The organism is Paenibacillus sp. 1011MAR3C5 (assembly GCF_003591485.1).
In the GTDB taxonomy this organism is placed as follows: Bacteria; Bacillota; Bacilli; order Paenibacillales; family Paenibacillaceae; genus Pristimantibacillus.
This window is the reverse complement of the sequence record NZ_QZCF01000002.1, coordinates 399,947-420,969: the sequence shown is the minus strand read 5'-3', so window position 1 is coordinate 420,969 and position 21,023 is coordinate 399,947. Positions and strand designations below refer to the sequence as shown.

General features: G+C 52.2%; 27 protein-coding genes. 8 read left to right on the top strand and 19 right to left on the bottom strand.

Annotated features, from left to right (window positions below; genetic code table 11):
• Nucleotides 1-70: 70 nt before the first annotated feature.
• From D3P07_RS06840 to D3P07_RS06820, 5 genes are all read right to left on the bottom strand, one after another.
• Nucleotides 71-1,324: an aspartate kinase gene (locus D3P07_RS06840; protein WP_119799445.1), complete on the bottom strand. Its 1,254-nt coding sequence runs from the start codon at nucleotides 1,322-1,324 to the stop codon at nucleotides 71-73.
• Between the two features lie 218 nt (nucleotides 1,325-1,542).
• Nucleotides 1,543-2,100 carry an elongation factor P gene (efp, locus tag D3P07_RS06835; RefSeq protein WP_119799444.1) on the bottom strand — a complete coding sequence of 186 codons (558 nt, stop codon included), beginning with the start codon at nucleotides 2,098-2,100 and terminating at the stop codon, nucleotides 1,543-1,545.
• 28 nt (nucleotides 2,101-2,128) lie between these two features.
• On the bottom strand, nucleotides 2,129-3,202 hold the full coding sequence (locus tag D3P07_RS06830; RefSeq protein ID WP_119799443.1) for a M24 family metallopeptidase: 1,074 nt from the start codon (nucleotides 3,200-3,202) through the stop codon (nucleotides 2,129-2,131).
• A gap of 13 nt (nucleotides 3,203-3,215) precedes the next feature.
• Nucleotides 3,216-3,668: a type II 3-dehydroquinate dehydratase gene (gene aroQ, locus D3P07_RS06825; protein WP_119799442.1), complete on the bottom strand. Its 453-nt coding sequence runs from the start codon at nucleotides 3,666-3,668 to the stop codon at nucleotides 3,216-3,218.
• An 89-nt stretch (nucleotides 3,669-3,757) separates the two neighbouring features.
• A complete protein-coding gene (locus D3P07_RS06820; RefSeq protein ID WP_259391384.1) occupies nucleotides 3,758-4,270 on the bottom strand; it encodes a YqhR family membrane protein in 513 nt (170 codons plus the stop codon).
• A gap of 255 nt (nucleotides 4,271-4,525) precedes the next feature.
• Here D3P07_RS06820 and D3P07_RS06815 point away from each other — a divergent pair, with 255 nt between their 5' ends.
• A complete protein-coding gene (locus D3P07_RS06815) occupies nucleotides 4,526-5,440 on the top strand; it encodes a DUF1385 domain-containing protein (RefSeq protein WP_119799993.1) in 915 nt (304 codons plus the stop codon).
• 16 nt (nucleotides 5,441-5,456) lie between these two features.
• Nucleotides 5,457-5,777, top strand: a complete 321-nt coding sequence (locus tag D3P07_RS06810; RefSeq protein ID WP_119799440.1) for a hypothetical protein — start codon at nucleotides 5,457-5,459, stop codon at nucleotides 5,775-5,777.
• A 66-nt stretch (nucleotides 5,778-5,843) separates the two neighbouring features.
• Here the strand turns inward: D3P07_RS06810 and mntR are convergent, their stop codons facing one another.
• Nucleotides 5,844-6,266, bottom strand: coding sequence for a transcriptional regulator MntR (gene mntR, locus D3P07_RS06805; protein WP_119799439.1), 423 nt, complete (start codon nucleotides 6,264-6,266; stop codon nucleotides 5,844-5,846).
• Nucleotides 6,267-6,492: 226 nt separating this feature from the next.
• Between mntR and splB the strand changes: the two genes are divergently transcribed.
• On the top strand, nucleotides 6,493-7,563 hold the full coding sequence (gene splB, locus D3P07_RS06800) for a spore photoproduct lyase (protein ID WP_119799438.1): 1,071 nt from the start codon (nucleotides 6,493-6,495) through the stop codon (nucleotides 7,561-7,563).
• On the opposite strand, the gene D3P07_RS06795 is transcribed toward splB, so the two are convergent.
• From D3P07_RS06795 to D3P07_RS06745, 11 genes are all read right to left on the bottom strand, one after another.
• Nucleotides 7,560-8,273, bottom strand: a complete 714-nt coding sequence (locus D3P07_RS06795) for a cytochrome c biogenesis CcdA family protein (RefSeq protein ID WP_119799437.1) — start codon at nucleotides 8,271-8,273, stop codon at nucleotides 7,560-7,562. The genes splB and D3P07_RS06795 overlap by 4 nt on opposite strands.
• Nucleotides 8,274-8,309: 36 nt before the next feature.
• Nucleotides 8,310-9,116 carry a metal ABC transporter permease gene (locus D3P07_RS06790; RefSeq protein WP_119799992.1) on the bottom strand — a complete coding sequence of 269 codons (807 nt, stop codon included), beginning with the start codon at nucleotides 9,114-9,116 and terminating at the stop codon, nucleotides 8,310-8,312.
• On the bottom strand, nucleotides 9,100-9,825 hold the full coding sequence (locus D3P07_RS06785) for a metal ABC transporter ATP-binding protein (RefSeq protein WP_483870194.1): 726 nt from the start codon (nucleotides 9,823-9,825) through the stop codon (nucleotides 9,100-9,102). Before D3P07_RS06785 ends, D3P07_RS06790 begins: the two co-directional genes overlap by 17 nt.
• Nucleotides 9,826-9,987: 162 nt before the next feature.
• The gene (locus D3P07_RS06780; RefSeq protein ID WP_119799435.1) at nucleotides 9,988-11,046 is read right to left on the bottom strand and encodes a metal ABC transporter solute-binding protein, Zn/Mn family; all 1,059 of its coding nucleotides are present in this window, start codon (nucleotides 11,044-11,046) and stop codon (nucleotides 9,988-9,990) included.
• 196 nt (nucleotides 11,047-11,242) lie between these two features.
• On the bottom strand, nucleotides 11,243-13,228 hold the full coding sequence (gene metG / locus D3P07_RS06775; protein ID WP_119799434.1) for a methionine--tRNA ligase: 1,986 nt from the start codon (nucleotides 13,226-13,228) through the stop codon (nucleotides 11,243-11,245).
• 4 nt (nucleotides 13,229-13,232) lie between these two features.
• A complete protein-coding gene (locus D3P07_RS06770) occupies nucleotides 13,233-13,553 on the bottom strand; it encodes a hypothetical protein (RefSeq protein ID WP_119799433.1) in 321 nt (106 codons plus the stop codon).
• Between the two features lie 104 nt (nucleotides 13,554-13,657).
• On the bottom strand, nucleotides 13,658-13,903 hold the full coding sequence (gene yidD / locus D3P07_RS06765; RefSeq protein WP_220482018.1) for a membrane protein insertion efficiency factor YidD: 246 nt from the start codon (nucleotides 13,901-13,903) through the stop codon (nucleotides 13,658-13,660).
• A 17-nt stretch (nucleotides 13,904-13,920) separates the two neighbouring features.
• Nucleotides 13,921-14,358 carry a Fur family transcriptional regulator gene (locus D3P07_RS06760; protein WP_119799431.1) on the bottom strand — a complete coding sequence of 146 codons (438 nt, stop codon included), beginning with the start codon at nucleotides 14,356-14,358 and terminating at the stop codon, nucleotides 13,921-13,923.
• Between the two features lie 75 nt (nucleotides 14,359-14,433).
• On the bottom strand, nucleotides 14,434-14,658 hold the full coding sequence (locus D3P07_RS06755; protein ID WP_147384493.1) for a hypothetical protein: 225 nt from the start codon (nucleotides 14,656-14,658) through the stop codon (nucleotides 14,434-14,436).
• A 39-nt stretch (nucleotides 14,659-14,697) separates the two neighbouring features.
• Nucleotides 14,698-14,898 (bottom strand): hypothetical protein, encoded by a 201-nt coding sequence (locus D3P07_RS06750; protein WP_119799429.1) that lies wholly within the window; start codon nucleotides 14,896-14,898, stop codon nucleotides 14,698-14,700.
• A 167-nt stretch (nucleotides 14,899-15,065) separates the two neighbouring features.
• Nucleotides 15,066-15,494 carry an Hsp20/alpha crystallin family protein gene (locus tag D3P07_RS06745; protein ID WP_119799428.1) on the bottom strand — a complete coding sequence of 143 codons (429 nt, stop codon included), beginning with the start codon at nucleotides 15,492-15,494 and terminating at the stop codon, nucleotides 15,066-15,068.
• Nucleotides 15,495-15,626: 132 nt separating this feature from the next.
• On the opposite strand from D3P07_RS06745, the gene D3P07_RS06740 reads away from it, so the two are divergent.
• The 5 genes from D3P07_RS06740 to D3P07_RS06720 are packed head-to-tail and all read left to right on the top strand — an operon-like array spanning nucleotide 15,627 to nucleotide 17,537.
• Nucleotides 15,627-15,860 carry a spore germination protein gene (locus D3P07_RS06740; protein WP_119799427.1) on the top strand — a complete coding sequence of 78 codons (234 nt, stop codon included), beginning with the start codon at nucleotides 15,627-15,629 and terminating at the stop codon, nucleotides 15,858-15,860.
• On the top strand, nucleotides 15,857-16,057 hold the full coding sequence (locus D3P07_RS06735; RefSeq protein WP_116044940.1) for a spore germination protein GerPB: 201 nt from the start codon (nucleotides 15,857-15,859) through the stop codon (nucleotides 16,055-16,057). The genes D3P07_RS06740 and D3P07_RS06735 overlap by 4 nt, the downstream gene beginning before the upstream one ends.
• Nucleotides 16,058-16,097: 40 nt before the next feature.
• Nucleotides 16,098-16,838, top strand: a complete 741-nt coding sequence (gene gerPC, locus D3P07_RS06730) for a spore germination protein GerPC (RefSeq protein WP_119799426.1) — start codon at nucleotides 16,098-16,100, stop codon at nucleotides 16,836-16,838.
• A 2-nt stretch (nucleotides 16,839-16,840) separates the two neighbouring features.
• On the top strand, nucleotides 16,841-17,065 hold the full coding sequence (locus D3P07_RS06725) for a hypothetical protein (protein ID WP_310732532.1): 225 nt from the start codon (nucleotides 16,841-16,843) through the stop codon (nucleotides 17,063-17,065).
• Entirely contained in the window at nucleotides 17,055-17,537 is a 483-nt protein-coding gene (locus D3P07_RS06720) for a spore germination protein GerPE (protein WP_182914207.1), read from the top strand. The genes D3P07_RS06725 and D3P07_RS06720 overlap by 11 nt, the downstream gene beginning before the upstream one ends.
• A 23-nt stretch (nucleotides 17,538-17,560) precedes the next feature.
• On the opposite strand, the gene D3P07_RS06715 is transcribed toward D3P07_RS06720, so the two are convergent.
• Nucleotides 17,561-19,522, bottom strand: a complete 1,962-nt coding sequence (locus D3P07_RS06715) for a glycoside hydrolase family 15 protein (protein ID WP_119799424.1) — start codon at nucleotides 19,520-19,522, stop codon at nucleotides 17,561-17,563.
• Nucleotides 19,504-20,967 (bottom strand): glycogen synthase GlgA, encoded by a 1,464-nt coding sequence (gene glgA, locus D3P07_RS06710; RefSeq protein ID WP_119799423.1) that lies wholly within the window; start codon nucleotides 20,965-20,967, stop codon nucleotides 19,504-19,506. Before glgA ends, D3P07_RS06715 begins: the two co-directional genes overlap by 19 nt.
• Between the last annotated feature and the right edge of the window lie 56 nt (nucleotides 20,968-21,023).

Below are 21,023 nucleotides of genomic sequence, written 5' to 3'. Positions count from 1 at the left end.
TCGTTCAGACAAAAGAGGGTGCCCCCATCGGGACACCCTCTTTGTTCAACAATTATGTGAATAAGTGCAATTAACGGCGTTCGGACGGACCGCCGACATATACTTGCTCTGTCGTATCAAGTCCATACGCCGAGTGAAGAGCGCGAACAACTTCATGCAGCGGCTCTGCCGCAATTACGCAAGAACATTTGATTTCGGAAGTGCTGACCATCTTGATGCTTACGCCAAGCGTAGAAATGGCCGAGAACATTTGAGCCGCTACGCCAGGGTTGCTGACCATGCCAGCTCCAACGATTGACACTTTCACAAGGCCGGATTCCGAGGTGGTTTCTCTATACGTCACAAGAGAGCGAACGCCTTCAATGACTTCAATCGCTTTCTCTCTGTCGTCTCCCGACAGCGTGAATGAGAAGTCGGCTTTGCCGTCCTGCACACCGCTCTGAACGATTATATCTACGTCAATGCCGTTGTTGGCAAGCGCGCCGAATACGTTAGCCAGAACGCCCGGCACATCCTCCACGCCCATAATACTGATTCTAGCCACGTTTTTATCAAAAGCGATTCCGCGCACGACCACGCCTTGTTCCATGACCGCATCCTCCTTCACACTTGTACCTTCATTCTGCGTGAAGCTCGAACGAACGACCAGCTTCACATTGTAGTGCTTCGCATATTCAACGGCGCGAGGATGCAGGACAGCCGCACCCAAATTCGCCAATTCGAGCATTTCGTCATACGAAATTTCATTCAGCTTGCGGGCGTTCTTCACCACGCGCGGATCAGTCGAATATACGCCGTCCACATCCGTGTAAATTTCGCATACATCGGCTTTGACTGCTGCCGCAAGCGCAACAGCTGTTGTATCGGAACCGCCGCGTCCAAGCGTTGTAATCTCGCCGTCTTCACTCATGCCCTGGAAACCGGCAACCACTGCCACATTTCCCGCCTCAAGCGCTTTGAAAATCCGACTTGGATCAATATCGGTAATTTTGGCTTTGCCGTGAACCTCGTTCGTCTTCATGCCAGCTTGCCAGCCAGTCAGCGACATGGCCTTGCCGCCTAACTGATGAATGGTCATTGCAAGCAAAGCTATCGAAATTTGTTCACCGACCGTCATCAGCATATCCATCTCGCGGGCAGGCGGATTCAGGTTCAGCCCCTTCGACTGATCGATTAAATCGTCTGTCGTATCACCCATGGCAGAAACCACGACAACGATATCGTTGCCTGCTTGCTGCCTCTCCAATATACGTTTTGCTACACGCAGCATTCGCTCCGGCGTACCCACGGAGCTGCCGCCAAACTTCATCACGATCAAAGACAAAGCTGTTTCACTCCCAACCTTGACATCTACATACAAGTTCATATTATACCACAGGAGCCCTGCCCATGGGTATAGCTCCGAACAAAAAACATTTCCGCCCTGCCGCGTTATCGTATGAACGCGTACATTTATGCACGATGAGGACTCTGACACAAAAAAAACCGTCTCCCGGTCGTATAATGACCTTGGAGACGGCTTGATGCGACATCGAAGCAAGATTACGCTCTGGAGATATATTTGCCTTCGCGCGTATCGATCAGGAGCACATCGCCTTCGTTGATGAACAACGGAACTTGTACCGTCAGACCTGTTTCTACCGTTGCATTTTTCGTAGCGCCTTGAGCGGTGTTGCCTTTTACGCCAGGCTCAGTCTCTGTTACCTTCAGATCCACGCTGTTCGGCATTTGGATACCGAGGATTTCGCCTTGGTAGCTTGTAATGTTAACGGTCATGTTTTCTTTCAGGAAGTTAAGCTCCCACTCAAGCTGTTTCTTGTCCAGGTTGAACTGGTCGAACGTCTCGTTGTCCATGAACGTATATTCGGAACCGGAGTTGTACAGATATTGAACCGCTCTGTTCTCGATTTGGGCGCGGCCGATCGTCTCGCCTGCACGGAATGTTTTCTCGACAACGTTGCCGTTGCGAAGATTTTTCAGCTTGGAACGCACGAATGCAGCGCCTTTGCCCGGTTTTACGTGCTGGAAGTCCAGGACGGTGAAGATGTCGTTGTCTACTTGTACAGTCAAGCCTGTCTTAAAATCGTTTACTGAAATCATTGCTGATTCCCTCCTGAATGAATAGTTCCTATCCCAGGCAGATGAGCTCCTTCGGAGATGAGGTTAATATTTTAATACCGGATTCCGTAATGACGATATCATCCTCGATGCGTACGCCGCCAAAGCCTGGGACGTAGATGCCGGGTTCTACCGTAACGGTCATGCCGGGGGTTAAAATCGTATCGCTGAGACGCGAAAGTCTTGGCGCTTCGTGAACCTCCATGCCAAGCCCGTGTCCTGTACCGTGTCCGAAGTTATCGCCGTAGCCATGCTTCGTAATAATGTCGCGGCAGAGCGCGTCCGCCTCCATGCCGGTCATGCCGGGACGGATGTTCGCGAGCGCATGCAGCTGCGCTTCAAGCACGATATTGTAGATTTCCTTATGTTTGTCGCTTGGCTTGCCGATGACAACCGTTCGGGTCAAATCAGAGCAATACCCGTTGTAGTAAGCGCCAAAGTCAAGCTTCACGAATTCGTCCGAGCCAAGCCTTCGGTCGCTTGCCACGCCATGCGGCAATGCAGAGCGCTCTCCGGAAGCGACAATGGTATCGAAGGATGAACTTGTTGCGCCATTGCTGCGCATAAAGACTTCCATCTCAAGCGCGATATCGGACTCCCGAATTCCAGTCGCCAGAACGCCAAGTATGTGCTGGAACGTCCTATCTGCCAGATCGGCAGCCTCCTGCATCACTTGCAGCTCCGCATCATCCTTAATCATACGCAGCTTCTCGACCAGTGCTGCAGCGGGCTTCAGCTGGATGGCCTTCAGCGTCTTGCCCCACTGGAGATATTCGCCATAGCTTACATGCTCCTGCTCGAACCCGAGCGAAGCGATGCCTTCTTTCTCCAGAATCCCCCGAATGTCATCAATCGGGCTTACTCCATGCTCGATGACCTGGAATCCTTGAACCTGCTTCGCCGCTTGCTCGCGATAGCGGAAGTCTGTCAGGAAATAGTTATCCCCGGAAGTAATGAGTACAAAACCTGCCGAACCTGTAAAACCGCTGATGTAGCGTCTGTTATGCGGGCTTGCGATCAGCAGTGCATCCAGGCCGTTCTCTTCCAGCAGCTTGCGCAGCCGCTCTACTCTTTTTGTCGTCATATCGCTCTCCCTCTCATTCCTCGCTGCTCTCGCTTCGAAGTTTGCGCACCAGCACGTCCAGAGCCATCAGATACCCCGATGCTCCGAAACCCGCGATCTGCCCGAGGGCGATCGGAGCTACGACGGACACATGCCGGAACGCTTCTCTCTTATGAATGTTGGATAGATGCACTTCCACGATCGGCACCGATATTGCGCTAAGCGCATCACGGATCGCGTAGCTGTAGTGGGTCCATGCACCGGGGTTAATAATGATGCCGTCCTCGCTGCCATATGCGCTATGTATGCGGTCGATCATGATGCCTTCATGATTGGTTTGGAAGCATGAGACCTGGATTCCCAGCTCATCTCCCTTGCTCTTGACCTGCGCCTCAATCGCGGATAGCGATTCATTGCCGTATACGCCAGGCTCGCGTATGCCCAGCATATTTAAGTTAGGACCGTTAAGCACTGCAATTCTGAGCATGCCTGCACCTCCTGGGCGAACGATGGTCAATCTCGTCGAAGATCACAAGACATTTTACCACAAATGCCCGCCCCTTGAGAAGTAACAACTCAGTTCTTCGCTCCCATCGGCTCGCGCGACACCTCATCCGTAAACTCAAAGGCGATAGAATAGCCGATAAACACACCCCATAGCGTCGATATGCATAGCTCTGTATAGATCGTATTCCAGCCGATTTGTGTCAGCCACCCCATCATGCCGATAAGCGGACCGATGCCGATGTATAAGACTGCCCATACAGCCAGCCCGAAGAAGATGCCGGGCCAAGGCCCTTTCAGCCTTCTCAGCACCACCATGTACAGAAGGGCCATCACGATCGAGAATACGATGAAGGCGGCAATGCCGGCGACATAACCCCATGCCGACTTCAAGAACAAATGCCGGAAGAACGGATCCAGCATAAATCCCGGAAGAAGCGTTGTAAATCTCATCTCATAGCATATCCACCGAAGGATGCCAAAAAATAAACCGGCAAAAAAACCGATCTGAATGGCATACAGCCATGGATTCGTTCGATGGCGTTCATCCCTGCTCCTTCTATGATGGTCATGTGCATTAGCCATAGCGATCGCTCCTTTGCGCATTTTACGTGGCAAGCCTTGCACCTCTTTCTTCTAGTATGCGACAAAGAGTGGACCTGTAACCGCTCGCTATCCGATCATCCAAGTCCTTGCAAGGCTGGTGCGACTCGCAATTAGACGACAGATCAAGTACAATAGAAGCAAGACTATTTTAGAAGAGAATTCGAGGAAGGTGACACGCTTTTGTCTCAGGACCCACGTAATATTTATGGCGGACAAGCCGTCATTGAAGGCGTCATGTTCCAGGGCAAGCACGTGAACGTGACAGCCGTAAGACGCAAGAACGATGAAATCGTATTTTACGAAGTACCAAGAACGACACAGCGTTGGCTGACTCCCTTTAAGAAAATCCCGTTTCTGCGCGGCGTAATCGGTATTGTAGAATCCAGCGCCAAGGGCTCTCAACATTTGAATTTCTCGATGGAAGCCTATGCGGAGGATGAGACAGAGGAAGACGCGAAGAACGGCAAGCCTGTAGAGAAGGCTCCGCCTAAGGAAGAAAAGAAAAGCGGCCTAAGCGCCGGCATGATCGTTAGCGTTGCCGTCGCAGGCGTCCTGTCCTTTATTGCAGGCAAGGTTCTGTTCACGGGCGTACCGGCGGCACTGGAAGAATTATTGTTCAGCGGGTTATTCGAAAGCTCCGTCGGTCATAATTTATTAGAAGGACTCATCAAGATCATCTTATTGCTGGCTTACCTGTACTTCATATCGATGACTCCGCTTATTAAGCGCTTGTTCCAATACCATGGGGCAGAACATAAAGTCATCAGTGCTTACGAAGCAGGCGAAGAGCTTACTATCCGCAATGTTCAAAAGTACAGCAGACTTCATTACCGCTGCGGCTCCAGCTTTATGGTATTCACGATTATCGTAGGCGTGGTCATCTACTCGTTGCCGATATTTGAATGGCAAGGCTTATGGGACCGCATCATTATCCGTCTTGCATTGCTGCCTATCGTGCTGGGCGTCTCTTATGAAGTGCTTAGATTAACGAACGCTGTACGCGAAGTGCCTTTCCTTCGTCTCCTCGGCTACCCTGGCCTATGGCTGCAGTTGCTGACGACAAAAGAACCAAAAGACGAGCAGGTTGCGGTATCGATTGCGTCCTTCAACCGGATGCGCGAGCTGGACCAGCAAATGTCCAAATCTTAATAAAGGCGTGATGAGGATGTACAATCGAGGAAAAAGATGGAGCCCTGGCGCCATAATCATATTTGCTCTATTGGCGATCGGCATTGTCGTGGGCATTACGAGATTCGCTATTTCCCTGATTTTGCCCATCGTCATCCTTGGCGGCATCTTTCTGCTCTACAAATACCCCCCTTCCTTCCTGTCCGGCCGGCGCGGAGGTGGCAGTCAGACACGCACGCATGTGACGCAGAACCGCACGTCGGCCAAGCCAAGACGGGATCGCCCGCGATCCAAGACCGTACCATTCCGTGTCATTGAGGGCGGCAAGGACGACGATGATATGCCAAAATATCATTAATCGAATGTCTGATACAACAGAAGGTCAGCGGAATCCGTTCCGCTGACCTTCTTTATTGCCTATGTATTATTCGGTATCCATCTCCGAACGCAACGCCTTCAAATCTTCCAGTCTGGATTCATCCCTGCGGAAATATTCCACCAGCGTCTCGATGCAAGTAATGGAATCCCAGCTCAGATGATGCTCAATACCTTCTACATCTGTATAGATATTATCGTCCTGCACGCCGATAATCGTCAAAAATGATTCCAGCAGCTGATGACGGTCAACCAGCCGTTTCCCCATCTTCTTCCCTTTGTTCGTGAGGACCAGACCGCGGTACTTCTCGTATATAAGATAATTGTCCTTATCCAGCTTCTGAATCATCTTCGTTACGGAAGACGGATGGACCTCCAGCCCCTCGGCTATATCCGATACGCGCGCGTAGCCCTTCTCATCGATGAGCTTATAGATTCGTTCCAAGTAGTCTTCCATGCTCGGAGTCGGCACCCAAGAACCTCCTTACCTTGCTTCATTACCCAATTGCTCGGCTTTACTCTATGTATCATACACTGTTCAATAGATCGTCTGCAACCCGTCCGACAAATTTGGACGGCAATCTCAGCAGTTGGTGATCTTACCTGTTTACCCGGGTGCCCGTTACGGAAAGCTAGCTGTTATAGAAATAATTCTAATGTTAGTCCGGCTAACCAATTCCTGAATAGGAGGCAACTTTATGACCCAGCAAATCCTATCGCGCCCTCCAAGAGTCGACCGCAAGGCCCTGTCCTTCGTACCGGAGCTTGTCTATTTCGAGCCCGCATCGCTGGATTACCCCAAGGGCAAGCGGATCTTTGAGTGGGTTAAAAAAGAAGGCATTCCGTACCGTATGACCTCCTCCCACAACCGGATCATGAATTTGCCGGGCGATTCGGAGCTGGAGAAATACAAAATCGCCAAACGCACGCTTGTCGTCGGCCTGCGGAAGACGCTTAAATTCGATACGTCCAAGCCCTCTGCCGAATATGCGATTCCAATCGCAACAGGCTGTATGGCTCACTGCCATTATTGCTATCTGCAGACGACGCTCGGTGCAAAGCCTTATATCCGCGTATATGTCAACATTGACGATATCCTGGAAGCCGCCCAAGGTTATATCGACGAGCGGGCTCCCGAAATTACGCGATTTGAGGCCGCCTGTACATCCGACCCTGTCGGTCTGGAGCCGATCACCGGCAGCCTTCGCGAGTTAATCGAATATATGGGTCAGCAGCCGCTCGCCAGGCTGCGCTTCGTCACCAAGTTCCATCATGTCGATTCCCTGCTGGATGCCGAGCATAACGGCCATACGCGCATCCGCTTCAGCGTGAACAGCAAATACGTCATCAAGCACTTCGAGCCTTCCACCTCCCGCTTCGAGCAGCGGATTGAAGCCGCTGCAAAGGTTGCCAAGGCCGGTTATCCGATCGGCTTCATCATTGCCCCGATTATATGGCATGAGGGCTGGGAGGAAGGCTACGGTGAGCTGCTGGAGGCGCTGAATGCCGCATTGCCCCAAGACGTCAGAGGAGATCTGACGTTCGAGCTAATCCAGCATCGGTTTACGAAGACAGCAAAAAGTGTGATTGAGAAGCGATATCCGAAATCGAAGCTGGAGATGGATATGGAGAAGCGCAAGTACAAATGGGGACGCTGGGGCCAAGGCAAGTACGTCTATCCCGATGAACAAGCAGACGCGCTCCGCATGTTTATATCGGAGCGCGTCTTTGAGCATTTTCCAGATTCGAAAATAGAATATTTCACTTAAAATTTCAAAAACTCAGGTGTAATCTGGTTGAGCCAAATGGTGATTTTAGTCATTTGATCCGTGAATAGCAGAACCCCCATCAAAATCATAACGCCGCCGCCGATCTTCATGACGATGCTGGAATACTTCAAGATCCAGCGAGCCGTCCCGAGGAAAAAGGCAAGAATAAAAAACGGAATAGCGAAGCCTAATGCATAAGCCGAGGTTAAGCCGAACCAAGTGCCCGGCTCTGCTGCGGCTAACCCTAGAATAGCCGTAAGCGCAGGACCGATACAAGGCGACCAGCCTGCCGAGAAGCCAATGCCGAAAATAAACGAGCTGAGATAGTTAACCTTCTTAGGCATCAAGTTCATTCTGCGTTCTTTCATCAGCAGCTTTGGCTGGAAGATGCCCATCAGGAACAGGCCCATCAATATGATCAGTATGGCGGATAATTGCCGAATCAGTGTATTGTATTCACTGAAGAATTCGCTGAATACATTCGTTCCGTAGCCCAACGTATAATAAACCGTGCAAAAGCCAAGTACAAAAAACAGCGTATGCGTCATCATGAGCATCCGTTTTTTGTTCGTAAGCTGCGCATCCTTCAGTTCAGAAACAGAGATGCCGGTTATGTACGACAGGTAGGACGGATAAAGCGGCAGGCAGCATGGCGAAATAAACGAAGCAAAGCCCGCTCCGAACGCCAGCCAAATATTAATGTCTGACAAGATATGCACCTCTTTCGCAATACCTATTGGCTGATGCTAACCGCCAAGTCTCAGGGTGCGCCGGAACATAAGCAGCAGAAGCAGAATGGCAATCAGAAGCAATACGACCGTTCCGCCTGGCGCCAAATTCCATATACCTGCAATCATCAAACCACCGATTACGGCCAATTCGCCGATCAGAACGACGGTTACGATGCTCTGTTTGAAGCTGCGGGCGATAATAAGGCTGCATGCCGCCGGAATCGTCAGCAAGGCAGATACAAGGAGCGCGCCTACAATCTTAATCGCAACGCTAATCACTAGTGCGGTAAGCACGCTAATCATAACATTATAGAATCGCACGGGCAAGCCGCTCACAGAAGCCGCCTCTTCATCGAATGACAGGAGGAACAGCTCCTTGGCCTGCAAGCCGACTACAAGCAGCACAATAAGTGTGACACCGCCGATGGTGTACAGATCGGTCCCGTCCAGCGTATAGATGCTACCGAACAAGTAGCTGTTCACGTCCATGAAGCTGCGGCCCATGGTAAACAGCAAGGATGCCAGCGCGATTCCGCCGGACATAATAATGGCGAGCGACAGCTCCGCATAGGTCTTATAGGCTTTGCGGAGCTTCTCTATAGCGAAGGAAGCAGCAATGGCGAATACGAGTCCCGCCGCAATCGGATAGACACCGATAATGTATCCCAGCGCAACACCCGCTATCGCCACATGGGACAATGTATCCCCAATCATCGAAAGTCTTCTCAGGACAAGAAACAATCCCATAAGCGGGGCAGTTATGCCGATCAATACGCCGCCGAGGAGCGCTCTCTGAAAAAACTCGCTAGTTACGATCTCCAATGCCAACAACCTCTCTCCCGCTTTCCAATTGCTCCCGAAGCCCCCGCAAGCTATGGGCCAGATTATGCTCTACGCAGTCTTGCGTATCATGCGAATGCCGGATATAAAAATTCAACTTGCCCGAATTGGCCGCCGGCTCTTGCCCAAGATAAGCTCTAATCATATCCATATCATGCGACACCATCAGAAACGTCATATTATGATGCTGATGCATATGCTTGATCATATGAAAGAAGCTTTGCTGCGTCTCGGCATCGATACCTACAGTCGGTTCGTCCAGAATGAGCAGCGAAGGATTATTAATCAACGCCCTCGCCAAAAACACCCGCTGCTGCTGTCCGCCGGACAGCTGCCCGATCCGCTTCTCGGCCAGATCGGTAATGCCCATCGCCTCTAGTGCATCCGCGGCTTTGGTGTGGTCTGCTTTGCCGATCGGCCGGAACAAGCGCTTGCGTCCGTATAGCCCGGACATAACCACTTCTCGCACCGTTGCGGGGAATTGGGGGTTAAGCGAATTTTTTTGCGGCACGTAGCCGATCCGGTCCCAATCCTTGAACTTCTCCACAGGCACGCCGAATAGCCGGATCTGCCCCTCGGTTGGCCGAAGCAGGCCGACAATCATCCGTAGAAGGGTTGTTTTGCCCGCACCGTTCGTACCGATGAGTCCGATAAAATCCCGTTCCTTGACGCTGAACGATACATCCGTCATCACCGACTTATGCTGATAGGAGAACGACACGCCGTCCACGCCGACCACTTCGCGATGACAGCCTTGCGCGCTCTCGTTTTTTTCGTTTGATAGAAGCATAGTACCTCTCCTTAGCGCAAAAAGGGAGCCATCACAGCTCCGTTTTCGCCAATTGAATCTATTCTATTGTAATGCCTTCGTCAAGTTTTGCAAATTGCTTTCCATCAGAGTCACATAAGTCGCCCCTGTTTGTTCTTGTTCCTTCGTTAGCCCTTCCAGCGGATTAAGCACCATCGTCTCTACGCCAGCTTCGCTCGCCAGCGTCTTCGCCAGGCGGTCCGACACCAGCTCCTCGAAGAAGATATACTTGACGCCGTTCTCCTTTACAAACTTGGCAATCTTCAGAATGTCCTGCGCTCTCGGCTCTGCATCCGGGCTAAGACCCATAATGGAAGTCTGTGTAAGTCCATAGTCTCTCGCCAAATAACCGAATGCCTGATGCGATACGACCAAGTTTTTCTGTGACGCTTTCTCAAGCACCTCTGTATACTTCTGGTCCAGTTGGACCAGCTCGTTCTTCACCGTTTCAAACCGTTCAGTATAATAATCCTCATGCACAGGGTCCGTCTCAATCAGGCTGTACTTTACGTTCTCTGCCAATATGATAGCCGATTTCGGGCTTACCCATGTATGGGGATCGGTGTCATGGGAATGCGAATGGCCTTCTTCCGCATCATGATCATGGTCTTCGCCGTCATGGTCGTGAGCATGATCATGATCATCGGCATTACCGCTAATTAACGAAATGCCGGCGCTCATTTCCTTGGTCACGACCTTGCTGTCCTTGGAGAGGCCTTTCAGAAACTGGTCAATCCACAGTTCGAGTCCCGCTCCATGATACAACAGCAGTTGCGCATTCGACGCCGTGCTTAGATCCTTGCTCTTAGGCGTCCAGTCATGCGGCTCTACGCCCGCTGCAATCAGATTAACGACCTCTACATGCTCTCCGCCAATCTCGCTTGCCAAATAATAGAGAGGATAGAAGCTCGTAACTACCTGCAGCTTAGGCTGCGAAGTTTCTTCCCCGTTGTCTGCTCCATTGCTTGCGGTTTGTGAAGGCTCTGCCGGTGGGCTTGCGCCTTGATTGCTTGAATTACTCTTTCCGCATGCACTCATAACAAGAACGACCGACATCAACATTACGAACATAGTTAACCATTTACTGCGATTTCTTTTCAGCATGTGTATACTCTCCGATTCTCTTTATAGTAATCGTTATGATTACGTTTAGTATTATACGTCCGCTTCTTTACTCTGTCAACCAACTTTTTAGAAACCTAAACCATACAACTGCCTACTTACAAGCCATACGCCAAAAAAAGCCGTTCCATACCTCCCATTAGGGAAGCGGAACGACTTTTTCTACCTTCCTATGTTGCTACTTCACAACAGCGCCGTTCGGCATATCGTCCGGCACCGTGGCAAGCGTGAGCTGATCACCGTGGGAAGCGGCCAGAATCATGCCTTGCGACATCTCTCCGCGCAGCTTCACCGGCTTCAGGTTCGTTACGCAGATAACCTTGCGTCCAACAAGTTCCTCCGGCTTATAATACTTGGCGATGCCCGATACGACCTGACGCTGCTCATAGCCCAGATCCAACTGGAGCTTCAACAGCTTATCCGCCTTCGGCACCGGCTCCGCAGCAAGCACCTGGGCAACGCGAAGCTCCACTTTGGCGAAATCATCGATGCCGATCTCTTCCTTGTCCGACGGCTCCGGTCCACCGCTGCCGGCAGGCGCTGCTGCCGGCGCTTCCGCCTGGCTTGCAGCGGAGCTGCCCCCGCTCATTGATGCGGCGATGAATGCCGCTTCCTCCTCTGTCTCCAGACGCGGGAAGATCGGCGTGCCTTTGCTGACAGTCGTGCCGCCCGGGAGCCTGCCGAAGGTGCGCATGCTATCCCATAAGGTCAGCTCGCCTTCCGTAAGCCCAAGCTGACGCCACATCTCGCGAGGAGCATGAGTCAAAAACGGCTGCAGCATAATCGAGATCAAGCGCAGCGATTCGGCAAGATGATGCATAACGGAAGCCAGCTCGGCGGATTTGGCTTCATCCTTGGCCAGTGTCCACGGCTGCGTCTCGTCAATATACTTGTTCGTTCTGCTCACGAATTGCCATAACGACATAAGCGCCACGGAAAACTCCATCCGCTCCATCGCCTTTTCTACCGATGTAATCGTCTCGCTTGCAAGCTGCTGCAGGCTGGCGTCGAACGGCGTAACCGATCCCGTGAACGGAGGGATGCTGCCTTCGAAATATTTGCCGATCATCGCAACTGTACGGTTAAGCAAATTTCCGAGATCGTTAGCCAGGTCGAAATTAATGCGCTCGACGAAGTTCTCCGGCGTGAATGCGCCGTCGGAGCCGAATGGCACTTCGCGAAGCAAGTAGTAACGCAGCGCATCCAGTCCGTAGCGGTCGATTAATACGACAGGATCGACGACCGTGCCTTTGGACTTGGACATCTTCCCTTCTTTTGTCAGAAGCCATCCATGGGCAAATACTTTCTTCGGCAGCGGCAGTCCAAGCGCCATCAGCATAATAGGCCAGTAGATCGTATGGAAGCGAACAATCTCCTTGCCCACCAAATGAACGTCAGCCGGCCAGAACTGATTGTACTTTTCATTATTTCCTTCTTCACCGAAGCCAAGCGCGGTAATATAGTTGGACAAGGCGTCGATCCATACATAGATGACATGCTTAGGATCGCCTGGAACCTTAATGCCCCAATCGAAGGTCGTGCGGGATACCGCCAAATCCTCGAGCCCGGGCTTGATAAAGTTGTTGATCATCTCATTCTTGCGGGATTCCGGCTGAATGAAGTCCGGGTTCTCTTCATAATGCTTTAGAAGACGGTCTGCGTATTTGCTCATCCGGAAGAAATAGCTTTCTTCCTTCACCAGCTCTACCGGTCTGCCGCAATCCGGGCAATTGCCGCCTGCAAGCTGGCGCTCCAGGAAAAATGATTCGCAAGGCGTACAATACCAGCCTTCATATTCGCCTTTGTAGATGTCATCCTGCTCCAGCAGCTGCTTGAAGATGCGCTCGACAACGACCTTGTGACGGTCTTCCGTCGTCCGGATGAAATCATCATTCGAAATTTCCAGCTTCGCCCACAATTCCTTAATGCCGACTACAATATCGTCAACAAACTGCTGAGGTGTTTTATCTTTCTCCTTCGCCTTGCGCTCGATCTTCTGACCATGCTCGTCCGTGCCTGTCAGATACCATACCTCATAACCCCGAAGACGCTTGTAACGGGCCATGGCGTCACCCGCAACTGTTGTATAGGCGTGGCCGATGTGAAGCTTGTCGCTCGGATAATAAATCGGTGTCGTAATATAAAAGGATTTTTTGTCAGACATCTTCTTATTCCTCCTGCCGCCTTCTGGCGATTTTGTTTTGGAAAAACGCAAAAAACTCCCGTCCAACATGGGACGAGAGCTTATACTCACGTGGTACCACCCAAATTCCGGCCGCGCATACTTCTAGTTGCCGCACAACCCGATTAAGGTTGGCACAAGCCGCGCTGCCGCTTCGTAGGCCGTCTGCCGACGGCAAGCCCTTAACGCAGGCCTTACGCCGCCCCCTTACCGGATCATCATCCCCCGGCTCGAAAGCAGTGCCTCCCGGACCATCTTCCAGCTTCGCTCCTTGCCGGCTTGCACCATGACGCCCGGCTCTCTGCAAAGGACTGCTCCGCTGTACTCATCCATTCATTGGCATGTAGCTATTTTATTGAATATACCGAATCTGCTCCCCGCCTGTCAAGGCGGCATGCATCCGGTCTCATCTTACTCCCCGTTGCGGTCTCCGGAAGCCGGAAGCTTATCGGGGACTGGATCAAATCCTCCCGGATGGAAGGGATGGCATCTGCCGATTCGTTTTGCCGCCAGCCAAGCCCCCTTCGCTGCCCCATGCACTTCGATCGCTTCCAGCGCATAAGCGGAACAGGTCGGATAAAATCGGCAGCTTGGCGGCTTCAGCGGCGAAATATACTTACGGTAGACATGGATAGGCGCTTGCAGCGCGCGCCTCATGAACCGTCGCTCCGGCTTCATGCCTCGTTTGCCGCCGCTTCTTCCTGCTCGCATGATTTGCAATATCCGAACACCTCGAATTTATGCTTGACCACACGGAAATCCTGAGGAACAGAGGTCTGCTCCATCGGGCAGAACGTAATGGGATACGTATGACCGCACTGCAGGCATATCATATGATGATGATGATGCTCTTCCCTGCAATGCAGCTTGAACTTCACGCCTTCCTCGAATACAACCTGCTCCAGCACGCCAAGCTCCTCCATAACGCGCAGGTTCCGATAGACGGTATCGAAGCTGAGACCGGAATAAGTTTTCCCCATATATTCATAAACATCCTTGGGCGATAGATAACCAGGCGTATCTGCGAACAGCTTGGCCAGCGTTTTTCGTTGATCCGTAACCCGCAGCCCGCGGCTCGACATTCGCCCGACGATTTCTTCCATTGTATGCATAGCCGAACCTCCGAATTTGAAAGTTTCTATCTACCATAATGCCGAAAAAAAGAGCTCTCGTCAATGAGAGCCCCTTTATCCGTTCACCTTCATATTGATTACAAAGCTGGCGCACATCGCAATAAACGTCACAATGCTAACAATACCCATGACCATACGACGGCGCTTCAGCGTCAGGATTCGATCTGACCCATCTCCTTGCAATTGTCCCTGGGTTACAAATCGGTGCATAAACAAAAACACGATAATCGATGCCACAAACAGCATATTTGTGATAAACCAAACTGCAGTCCAGTACAAGTCCATACCCCCGGTTCTTCGTCTTATGCTTGTCCGGCTCTAGACATACCATCGGTTCAGCACGTACATGAATACGCTGAAGCTGACGATTGCACCCGCAAAACAAATCCATCCGTACTTGAACTTCTGCTGGAACATCCGCAGAATACCCAGGCTAAGCAGACCGAATACAAGCAATATAAAGACGACTCCCAATATAAATAGCGAAGGAGACACGCTGCTTACATCAACTAACGACACGACGACACTCCCTTTGCGAGACAATATGTATATTCCAATTAAACATTATAAGGGAAAGCCCGTCCGTTAGCCAGCCGCTAGAGGAGGCAAAAACGGACTATTTCGTGACAAAATAAATAACGCAGGCTCCCAGCAGAGCCGATTCCCGCTCCGGTTCACCTGCGCCGCTAAGGCCAATTGATGGAATGCTCATGGTAAGCTCGGCTGATCGGCCGCTTCCGCAGCTTCACATGCAAGGTCCCGTCCTTTACCGCCGCCTGACATATTCTCGGCTTGACGAGCTTCGGCAGCTTCACAATCTCATGCTTTCCGCCTGGCAATCCGTCTATGCGCAGCGCGTCCTCCCTCACCCTCAATCTCAGCAATTCCTTGTTGCTATCGGGAGGCAGCTTGAACTTGACGCCAATATACAACTTCGATTCCGACGTCTGCGCCGCCTTCGTACCCGTCATATGTCCCGCAACATCAGGAAGCGCCTTCGTCATCAACTTTCTGACGAACTTCTCGACCCAATCGGGCTCGCGCAGCACCTCGAAACCCCGGGGCAGCTGCTGCCCTTCCATCCAGCGCTCCAGATCGTCCCAGTTCGAAGCCATAGGGCATCCCTCCTTCCCCCATCCATATACCATATGCGGGCGCCCAGCAGCAGGATACATGATCCCCATTCACCTCTGGGCGAATGCCATCATAAGATACGATATACAAGAAGATTACGGGGAGTGAAGCTCATGCCAGCTGTTGTCGGATTTGTCAAAATCGTAAGCGTCGGTTCTGCTTCCATCGTCCAGTTTGGAGATACACTGCAAGTAACGCCATCAAGCAATACAAAGACCTATGCGGGCTCCGGCTCTTTCCTGACAGGCAGCTTAACCAATTCCAACAACGCCGTCAGCTCCACCAATTCCATTGACCCGGATATTCAGGACAATACCAACGTGCCGAACGGAGCGAATCTGGTATGAGCTGGACGATCAATCAAACGATAACCATTCACCAGATTCGGGTAGACAGCGTATCTAACAGCTCCGTTCTGCAGATCGGAAGCGCGGGAGCCATCCGCTCCCTCTCTCAGCTGTACAATACAGGCGGATTCACAGGTCCAGCCCCGATGCTGGAGGAGAATCCGCTCTCCTTCGTGCCGCTTCCCAATCCGGCTTAACGCCCCTTAGTCCGCCGTATGATGAGAGGAGATGGATCGGATGAAAGATGAAAACCAGCTGTCTCCGTGGCAGGCATGGTCCTTCGAGGTGATGAAGAAGCTAAAGGCTCAGCAGGAGCGGATTGAAAGGCTGGAATGTACGGTTGACGATCTGTGCAAGCAGCTGAAACAACTGGAGTCCAAGCCGGCATACACCATCGAGAACATCCAATACCACTTTGATCAGCTCAAGGTGGAGAAGCTGGAAGGAACGCTTAATATCGGCATGTCATTGCCTGACGCTGACGCGTTCGGAAACGAAGAAGGTAACGGAAGCAATAACGGCAATGCAGGCAATGGCGGCAGTGGCGGCAGTGGCGGCAGTGGCGGCTCGGGCAATATCGATCAATTCTCCGTCGGTCAAGGCAGCGGCAATGTCTTTCCGCAAGCAAGTCCCGCGATCACGCCTCCCCCGGAGCCTTACAACGGCATCTATCGGCGCTTAACCCAATATCTCGACTCAGAGGCTCATCAGACACTGTTGAAGTGTGAGAAGGAGCTGGATTTGCCGCTTGATCCCTATCATAGACGAATTATTCTGGAAGATGTCAGAAAGCAGATGCCTACGCGCATTCAATTTTACTGGCAAATGCAAACAAAGGATGGCTCCGATACAGCAGCGTTATATCCCGATCTCATCGCGGATCGCGTCTTTGACAAGACAAAGCGTGATGCGGAGACTGCCATCGACGCTTATATGAAAAGCCTGAAAGCAGGCAATCCAATAAACGGAGGAGCTTGATCATGCTGCATTTTCATGTGACGAATCACTCCCTTGCCGTCGGTCAGATCGACGTGCTAGGCATATCCAGTTCCTCGATGCTCCAAGTGGGCGATACCGATTGTGTGGCGTTGTATTCCATGTTCGATACGCCCCCCGAATCTGTCGTCGTCGGGCCGCTGGCACCGCTTCCCGAGCCGGAAGGCGCGCGGGACGCAATAGGCGAATCTAATGTCCATGCGCCATAATCATTCGGCGAGCGAAGACGCCAGCTGCATACACCATCCAACTCGCACGTCACAGGTCGGAGCAATCTGCATAATCAGCGCCTCATCCTCCACCGCCATCCAGTTTGGCGACCGCTGCCGTACGGACGCTCGTCTCCTTGCGCTTGCCGTACAGCGCAAGGAGGATCATGCTACGTCCGGCGATGTGTATTTTGAATCATACCGCATATTCTCCAGACCCGCTCCTATTCTGATCGACCCCGCATTCGATGAAGGACGCGTCCTCCGTATGAGCCGCACCAACTGTGAGCCCTGCATCCGCGTTGGTTTTATCCGCGTCATTGCCGCGGGCAATTCCACCAGCATTCATATCGGGAACGGGCATTGTGTCACTGGCAACTCCCGCATCAAGCATATTCGGCAATATCCAAAGGAAAGCATCACTCAGCCCGACATCCCCAATCCAGAACAACCGGCCTTGGCATCGCCATAGCCGGTTGCTTCATGGTACGCCTTTTATCGAGAAAGCTTGCGATACTTCTCCGCATACTTGCACACGCTTTGCACAAGGGTCGCATGAGACCAGGTGAGCGGCGCAACAGATAACGGCGTTCCGTCATAGGGATGCAATTGTTCCGGAAGCATGCCGCTTGACAGCGCATGGCTTGCGACCCACTCCAGCGTCTTCCGCGGCTCCTCCAGCTCCTCTAGCGATCCTGCGGCGTCAATCTCGAAATTCGCCACCCAAAGTGTACATATGATCCACGGATTGCCCGGCACTTTATCAATATCACCTGACTGCTGGAAGTAATAATCGTTCGTGTACCGGGCGATGCCGCCCACTTCCGTCTTCACGCGGAGGTCGTGCTTGATCGCATTCATCGTCTGAGCGACGCGGTAATCGTCCGCAGGCAGCACACCGAACTCGAACACACCGAACAAGCTGCTCTCCAGTGTCATATCCTTGACCCAGCGGTTGTCCTTCTGGATCAATCCGCGGGCGAAACGCCCCGTCTCCTCATCCCACAGATGCGTCAAGATACCGTGCTTGATGGTCTGCGCTGTGCTCTTGTAATGGTCGCTCCGCTCGTAATCGCCGAACAGATCCGTGAAGAATGACGCCGCCATCAGCCCGCCATAGACGGAGGCTGCCGTATAGGTCCAGATGCCGTACCGCTCCTCCCACAGATCGTAGCTCGGCCTCGGCAGAGACAGCGAGTGCTCGATATATTCGCTCAGGAAGGAAGCCGATTTGCGAATAAGGCTGCTGTATAGCGACTGTGGAAGCTCGATGACGCCATTGCGCGAATAATCCTTCCACAGCGCGAACAAGACAAGCGCCGTCTCGTCTTCCTGAATCGGAATCCGCTTGCTTCCCTGGACGATATAAGGATGCCAGCTTGAGCCTACCGTTCCGTCAGGATTGTACTTATGGTACAAGTAGCCGTCCGGCGCGAGCGCAGCAGCGCAGAAGTGGAAGAAGGGAGCGATTACGCTCTGATAGCCGGCCAACGACATTGCATCCGCAATAAGGGCGCCGTCTCTTGGCCACATATAGCTGTAATGGTCCCGGTTGTACTGGAGGATATCGGTATCGTTGGCCGCGAGAATAGCCCCTCTTTCATCCACCTGCGTACGGACAAGCAGCAGACTCTGCTTGAACATCTTGACCACTTGCGAAGGGAGATCGCCGAAATCCGTCTCCGATCTGCGCAGCCAATGATTCCAGTACACCACCATCCGGCTAAGCAGCTTCTCCGGATGATTCTCGTGCACATAGTGGTTAAGCTCCTTCACTTCCTCCAGATTCCGGCCGATAGACATCCAGTAATAAAATGTTTTCTCCGATTGCCCATCCACGCGGGAGCGGAAGCTGATCGTGCTGTCCACGGAGCCCTGCGCGATCGTATTGCCCATCAGTACGCCATCCTCCGCATCGCGCCATGTTCCCTCCGCCGACTGGAAACGCTTAATGCCGGTCGAATATTGCATCATGCCCCCTTCGTCGGAGAAGCCGTTGAACATGAAATAATTGGAGCGCTTGTAGTGATATAGCGTATGGTTCTCCGGATAATAGACGGCGGTATCGCCAACCTCCGAACCTTCGATCATAAGATCCTGATGAAAAAACAAACGCACTTCCCTGGCCTCGTCACGCTTATTCCGCACCAAGACCCGCTTGATATAGATGCATTCGCGCTGATGAATCCCATCGTTCATATAAAGCTCGATGCCTAGCCCCTCATTCCTGGCGGTAATATTCGTCACGAGCGAATCCTCGATATAATCCAGATCAAAGCTCCATTCCGGTTCATCCAGCCATGAGAATACGCCTTCTACCCAAATGCCAAGTCGGCAGTAATGGCCTCCGACATGGTTAAGCTGACCGACATAGGGATAATAGATGTCGCGAATAAAACAATGCTGGTCCAAATTCAGAAGCAGCTTTCCGTTGCCGATTACAAGATGACGGGCCATGGTTCGTTCTCCTTTCGCTCAGTCAACAATTGCGCATACAGATTGGCATAGGCCTTTGCGGAGCTGCCCCAGCTGTAGTCCAAGCGCGCGCCGTTGTCCACAATGCGCTTCCAGACCTCCTCCTGACGGTACAGAGCCAGCGCCTTCTTAGCCGTATACAAAAAATCATGCGCATTATAATTGGCAAAGCTGAAGCCATTGCCTTCACCAGTATATTCGTTGTAAGCCTGGACGGTATCCCTAAGCCCGCCCGTTTCCCTTACGATGGGAACCGACCGGTACCGAAGCGCAATCAATTGGCTTAATCCGCAGGGCTCGAACTTGGATGGCATGGCATATAGGTCGGAGCCCGCATAGATGCGCCGGGCCATACGATCACTGTAGCCATGCCAGAATACGGCCTTGTCCGGATATCGGCGGGCGGCAGCCCGGAACAGCTCTTCGTAGCGCCATTCGCCGGAGCCAAGCACCACCAGCTGCATATCCTCCTGAAGCAGCTCATCTAGTGTAGCCGCAATCAGATCGAAGCCCTTCTGCTCAACCAGCCTCGACACGATGCCGATAAGCGGAGTATCCGCCGATTCCGGAAGGCCCAGCTCGAGCTGGAGAGCGACCTTGTTCTTGCGCTTGCGGGACAAGGAGCTCCGATAAGGCGTATGCAAGGCTGAATCGTTCATGGGATCGAATGACTCTTCATCGATGCCATTGACGATGCCTGTCAAATCCCCGCTTCGATAGCGCAGCAGCTCCTCAAGCCCCTCGCCGTAGTAGGCAGTCTGGATTTCCGAGGCGTACGATTCACTGACGGTCGTCAAGCGGTCGCTATAGACCAAGCCGCCTTTCATGCAGCTGGCTGCGCCGTGAAACTCCAGGCTCTCCGCCACGAACATTTCGTCTCCGGCTCCTGTCAGTTCCTTCATCAGATCAATGCCGAATAAGCCTTGATACTTCAAATTATGAATGGTGAATACCGATTTCACATACGCCCAAGCAGGATCGAAGGCATATCTCGTCCGTAGAAGGAAAGGAATAAGTCCCGTCTGCCAATCATGACCATGCACAACATGCGGTTTAAAATCCATATAGCGGGCCGCTTCCATCACGGCATAGCAGAAAAATACGAATCGTTCCGCATCGTCATCATATCCATAAAGGCCTCTTCGCTTGAAATAATATTCGTTGTCAATCACATAATAGACAACCCCGTCAATAACGGCGGTCAACAGGCCGCAATATTGTTTCCGCCAGCCGAAGGTTACCTGGAACGCCGCGACAAACTTAAATTCAGGCAAATAAACTTCCGGTATTTCCTCGTACTTCGGCATAATGATTCGGACATCCAAACCTCTTTCATGAAGCGCTTTGGGCAGCGCGCCGGCTACATCCGCGAGTCCGCCGGTCTTGGCGAGCGGCACCGCCTCCGAAGTTGCAAACAGCACATTCATCCGATTGAACGCCTCCTATCCGGGCAGCTCGGGCTTGGAGCGGCACATCCGGTCCG

What these genes read in the sequence shown, in the direction of transcription:
- efp (WP_119799444.1), bottom strand. Translation starts at nt 2,100, where the DNA reads ATGATTTCAGTAAACGATTTTAAGACAGGCTTGACTGTACAAGTAGAC.
- D3P07_RS06830 (WP_119799443.1), bottom strand. Translation starts at nt 3,202, where the DNA reads ATGACGACAAAAAGAGTAGAGCGGCTGCGCAAGCTGCTGGAAGAGAAC.
- aroQ (WP_119799442.1), bottom strand. Translation starts at nt 3,668, where the DNA reads ATGCTCAGAATTGCAGTGCTTAACGGTCCTAACTTAAATATGCTGGGC.
- D3P07_RS06820 (WP_259391384.1), bottom strand. Translation starts at nt 4,270, where the DNA reads ATGGCTAATGCACATGACCATCATAGAAGGAGCAGGGATGAACGCCAT.
- D3P07_RS06815 (WP_119799993.1), top strand. Translation starts at nt 4,526, where the DNA reads ATGTTCCAGGGCAAGCACGTGAACGTGACAGCCGTAAGACGCAAGAAC.
- D3P07_RS06810 (WP_119799440.1), top strand. Translation starts at nt 5,457, where the DNA reads ATGTACAATCGAGGAAAAAGATGGAGCCCTGGCGCCATAATCATATTT.
- splB (WP_119799438.1), top strand. Translation starts at nt 6,493, where the DNA reads ATGACCCAGCAAATCCTATCGCGCCCTCCAAGAGTCGACCGCAAGGCC.
- D3P07_RS06785 (WP_483870194.1), bottom strand. Translation starts at nt 9,825, where the DNA reads ATGACGGATGTATCGTTCAGCGTCAAGGAACGGGATTTTATCGGACTC.
- D3P07_RS06780 (WP_119799435.1), bottom strand. Translation starts at nt 11,046, where the DNA reads ATGCTGAAAAGAAATCGCAGTAAATGGTTAACTATGTTCGTAATGTTG.
- metG (WP_119799434.1), bottom strand. Translation starts at nt 13,228, where the DNA reads ATGTCTGACAAAAAATCCTTTTATATTACGACACCGATTTATTATCCG.
- yidD (WP_220482018.1), bottom strand. Translation starts at nt 13,903, where the DNA reads ATGAGGCGCGCGCTGCAAGCGCCTATCCATGTCTACCGTAAGTATATT.
- D3P07_RS06760 (WP_119799431.1), bottom strand. Translation starts at nt 14,358, where the DNA reads ATGCATACAATGGAAGAAATCGTCGGGCGAATGTCGAGCCGCGGGCTG.
- D3P07_RS06745 (WP_119799428.1), bottom strand. Translation starts at nt 15,494, where the DNA reads ATGGCTTCGAACTGGGACGATCTGGAGCGCTGGATGGAAGGGCAGCAG.
- D3P07_RS06740 (WP_119799427.1), top strand. Translation starts at nt 15,627, where the DNA reads ATGCCAGCTGTTGTCGGATTTGTCAAAATCGTAAGCGTCGGTTCTGCT.
- D3P07_RS06735 (WP_116044940.1), top strand. Translation starts at nt 15,857, where the DNA reads ATGAGCTGGACGATCAATCAAACGATAACCATTCACCAGATTCGGGTA.
- gerPC (WP_119799426.1), top strand. Translation starts at nt 16,098, where the DNA reads ATGAAAGATGAAAACCAGCTGTCTCCGTGGCAGGCATGGTCCTTCGAG.
- D3P07_RS06725 (WP_310732532.1), top strand. Translation starts at nt 16,841, where the DNA reads ATGCTGCATTTTCATGTGACGAATCACTCCCTTGCCGTCGGTCAGATC.
- D3P07_RS06720 (WP_182914207.1), top strand. Translation starts at nt 17,055, where the DNA reads ATGCGCCATAATCATTCGGCGAGCGAAGACGCCAGCTGCATACACCAT.
- D3P07_RS06715 (WP_119799424.1), bottom strand. Translation starts at nt 19,522, where the DNA reads ATGGCCCGTCATCTTGTAATCGGCAACGGAAAGCTGCTTCTGAATTTG.
- glgA (WP_119799423.1), bottom strand. Translation starts at nt 20,967, where the DNA reads ATGAATGTGCTGTTTGCAACTTCGGAGGCGGTGCCGCTCGCCAAGACC.